4 protein-coding genes are annotated in these 4058 nt (G+C 39.0%); all 4 read left to right on the forward strand.

What is annotated here, in order from left to right:
• Window positions 1-294: MmcQ/YjbR family DNA-binding protein (locus tag AACY61_RS09910; protein WP_339611419.1), on the forward strand; the 294-nt coding region annotated here is incomplete at its 5' end.
• A 33-nt stretch (window positions 295-327) separates the two neighbouring features.
• The gene (locus tag AACY61_RS09915) at window positions 328-2109 is read left to right on the forward strand and encodes a DNA mismatch repair protein MutS (protein ID WP_339611420.1); all 1782 of its coding nucleotides are present in this window, start codon (window positions 328-330) and stop codon (window positions 2107-2109) included.
• A gap of 47 nt (window positions 2110-2156) precedes the next feature.
• Window positions 2157-2804, forward strand: coding sequence for a hypothetical protein (locus AACY61_RS09920; protein ID WP_339611421.1), 648 nt, complete (start codon window positions 2157-2159; stop codon window positions 2802-2804).
• Between the two features lie 224 nt (window positions 2805-3028).
• On the forward strand, window positions 3029-4058 hold a 1030-nt coding region (gene atpD, locus AACY61_RS09925), incomplete at its 3' end, for a F0F1 ATP synthase subunit beta (protein WP_339611422.1).

Here is a 4058-nt window from a genome sequence, read left to right on the forward strand (position 1 = left end):
GATGTGCTGGTGTTCAAGGTAATGGGAAAAATGTTTGCGCTTTCTTCAGTCAAAAAATGGGAAGAAGGCACCCCCTCAGTAAATTTAAAATGCGATCCCGACAGGGCACTAGAATTGAGGGCACAATATGAAGCCGTGCAACCGGGCTACCATATGAACAAAAACCAGTGGAATACTGTGTCCATAAATCAGGAGCTGACTGATAAAATGATTTTTGAACTCATCGACCACTCTTATGATTTGATAGTCACAAGCCTGACCAAAAAACTACAAGCCGAATTAGCCAATTTGTAATTTTAGCTGTAATTTCGGGGCTTTTAAAACTTGATGATGGCTCAGAATCCGTATGCATTTTATACTTCTCAAATTGAAACCTTTCAAAAGCAATTAAGCAGCTTGAAAAAAAAGTTGTTTGCTTCCAGTATGATTCGGCTGGGGTTATTTCTGATAATGTGCTATGGTATTTATTTCTTTTTTGGTGATGCCAGAGGGGTTTTTGTAGTAATTCTTCTGGGTAGTGCGTTGTTTTTGTTTTTGATTTCGCGTCACAGCGACCTCACTTTTCAAAAGAATTTGCTTCAGGAATTAATTTCGCTGAATAAAAAAGAACTCAAGGCATTAAAAAGAGATGTCTCAGATTTTCCTGAAGGCAACGAGTTTCAGGACAACTTTCATTATTACTCTCAGGATATCGACCTGTTTGGTAAAGGCTCTTTCTATCAATACCTCAACCGAACGGCCACGAGGGAAGGCGCAACAAAACTGGCAAAAAAATTAAAAAGTAATGCGATTGATGACATAAAAAACAAACAGGAAGCCATCAAAGAACTAGCAGAAAAAGCATCTTGGCGGCAGGATTTTACAGGCTATGCATCCATTTCAAAGGCTGAAACCTCCACTGCAGAAGTGATTCGACTTTTAAAAACGCATTCTTATTTTATGCCGCAAATGATGCGAATCTTGCCCATTGTTTTTTCGGTACTTTCCCTGGCGGTGTTTGTTGCCTTATTTCTCGATATAATTGGTTTTAAGCAGGTATTGCTATGGCTCCTTATTGGTTTAGGAATTTCAGGGGTTTACCTAAAAAAGGTAAATGACCTTTCGGCGAAAATGGATAAAACCCAGGAAGTTTTTCAACAAAATCATTATTTACTGATGCAAATTGAAAAAACAAATTTTGCTTCTGCAAAATTAAAAAGTTTACAGCGTCAAATTGCCATTGAAAACGAGAAAGCTTCCTTAGTCGCTCAAAAGTTTTCTAAAAAACTGAACGCCCTTGACCAGCGTAAAAATATGTTGCTCGGTTTTATTATCAATGGGTTTTTACTTTGGGACCTCAACCAAAGCTATCAAATTGAGCAATGGATGAAAACCTATGCGCACAAAGCCGAAGACTGGTTTACAGTGATCGCCGAAATGGATGCACTCAATTCTTTGGCCAATTTTCATTTCAATCACCCTGACTATACATTCCCAGAAATTACCGAAGGTAGAAACGTCATAGAAGCCCAAAACTTTGTGCATCCGCTTTTAGACCCAACAAAAGCGGTGACCAATAACTTTAAAATTGAACCTCAGCAATTCTTTATCATCACCGGTGCCAATATGGCCGGAAAAAGCACCTTTCTCAGAACTGTTTCCTTAGGCATAGTGATGGCCAATCTGGGTCTGCCGGTGTGTGCTTCTGCATTTACTTATTCGCCCATAAAACTCATCACCAGTATGCGCACCACAGACTCGCTGACTGATGACGAGTCTTATTTCTTTTCTGAATTAAAGCGTTTGAAGTTTGTCGTGGACCAGATTGCAACCGACAATTATTTTATCATCCTCGACGAGATTTTAAAAGGAACCAATAGTACCGACAAGGCTTTGGGGTCTAAAAAATTTATTGAAAAGTTAGTAGCTTCTCACTCCACCGGCATTATTGCTACCCACGATTTGAGCTTGTGTGAAGTGGAAAAAGACCACGACGAAGTGAAAAACTACTATTTTGACGCCGAGATCATCAATGACGAATTGCATTTTGATTATACCCTCAAAAACGGGATTGCACAAAATATGAATGCCTCATTTTTATTGCGGAAAATGAAGATTGTGGACAATTGAAAATCAATCCTTACATTTACAGGAAAACGAACCAAAATCACATCATAATGAAAAAAATATACATATTACCCCTTTTGGGGTTGCTGTTCATAGCCTGCGAAACCAAACAAAAAGACACTCTTCAAGAACAGGTTGAAGAAGACGTTGAAAAAGTTGTTGAAACTAAAACCGGTAAAGAAATCGGTGCCAGGATATTTTGGAACACCTTGAAATCATATTGCGGTAAAGCCTTTGAAGGAGAAGTCATCAAAGCACCTGAAAATGATGACTTCAGGGGTAAAAAACTGGTGATGCATTTGCTGTCCTGCAGTGACAATGAAATTTATATTCCGTTCAATGTAGGTGAAAACCGCAGCAGAACCTGGGTATTAAGATATATTGAAGGCAAAATTGAACTCAAACACGACCACCGTCTTGAAGATGGATCTGATGACGAAGTCACTATGTATGGAGGAACAACAACCAACATCGGCTTGCCGGATATAGCAGCTTTCCCTGCAGACGAAGAAACACGCAAAATCATACCTGCAGCAGCTACAAATGTTTGGTGGATTACCATAAAAGATTCGGTTTACACTTATAATCTTAGACGTTTGGGCACAGACAGGGAGTTTTCTATCGCTTTTGACCTCACCAAAAATGTAGAAATTCCAGAACCTTCTTGGGGTTGGGAAGATTATTCCAAAAATCTATAATCCCTTTTAAACATTTTAAGAAGTAGAATAACACAAACATTTCTATTCGTTTCTTATTTTAGAAAAAGGAATATCCATTCATCATAAGGGATGATTCAGAAGAAAAATCTCAAAATCATTTGTTTTTATTTCATTTAAAAAAACTATCTTTGCGCCGTGAAAATCGTAACCTATTTTCTTAGGTTTTTATGATAATTAATTTGCTAAACAATAAATAGTTAACAATGTCAAACGTTAAAGGTAAAGTTGCTCAAATCATTGGTCCGGTTGTGGACGTTGAGTTTTCAAGTGGTGCTGAACTACCCAAAATTTACGATTCATTAGAAATTGAAATGCCAACCGGAATGCTGATTCTTGAGGTGCAATCACACATTGGTGAGAATACCGTTAGAACTATTTCGATGGATTCAACAGATGGATTAAGCAGAGGTGTTGATGTAGTTGCCACAGGGGCTCCCATTCAAATGCCCATTGGTGATGATATTTATGGAAGATTATTCAACGTGATTGGTGATGCAATTGACGGTATTGGAAACCTTCCAAAAGAGGGCGACAAAGGACTTCCCATTCACCGTGAAGCACCAAAGTTTGAGGATTTATCAACTTCTACCGAAGTACTTTTTACAGGGATCAAAGTAATTGATTTAATTGAGCCTTATGCAAAAGGTGGTAAAATTGGTCTGTTTGGTGGTGCCGGTGTTGGAAAAACAGTATTGATTCAGGAATTGATTAATAACATTGCAAAAGGACACGGTGGTTTATCTGTATTTGCCGGAGTGGGTGAAAGAACCCGTGAAGGTAACGACCTTTTAAGAGAGATGCTTGAATCAGGCATTATTAAATATGGTGATGATTTCTTGCACTCTATGGAAGATGGTGGTTGGGATCTATCCAAAGTTGACAAAAAAGCAATGAAAGAATCAAAAGCTACTTTCGTATTTGGACAAATGAACGAGCCTCCCGGAGCACGTGCACGTGTAGCCCTTTCAGGATTGACAATTGCAGAATATTTCCGTGATGGTTCAGGTGAAGGACAAGGAAAAGATGTTCTTTTCTTCGTTGATAACATTTTCCGTTTTACCCAAGCAGGTTCCGAGGTATCAGCACTTTTGGGACGTATGCCATCAGCGGTGGGTTACCAACCAACATTGGCAACAGAAATGGGTGCCATGCAGGAAAGGATTACCTCAACAAAAAGAGGTTCCATTACTTCCGTACAGGCAGTTTACGTACCTGCGGATGACTTGACGGATC

The sequence above is a fragment of the uncultured Planktosalinus sp. genome (assembly GCF_963973675.1).
Taxonomy (GTDB): domain Bacteria; phylum Bacteroidota; class Bacteroidia; order Flavobacteriales; family Flavobacteriaceae; genus Planktosalinus.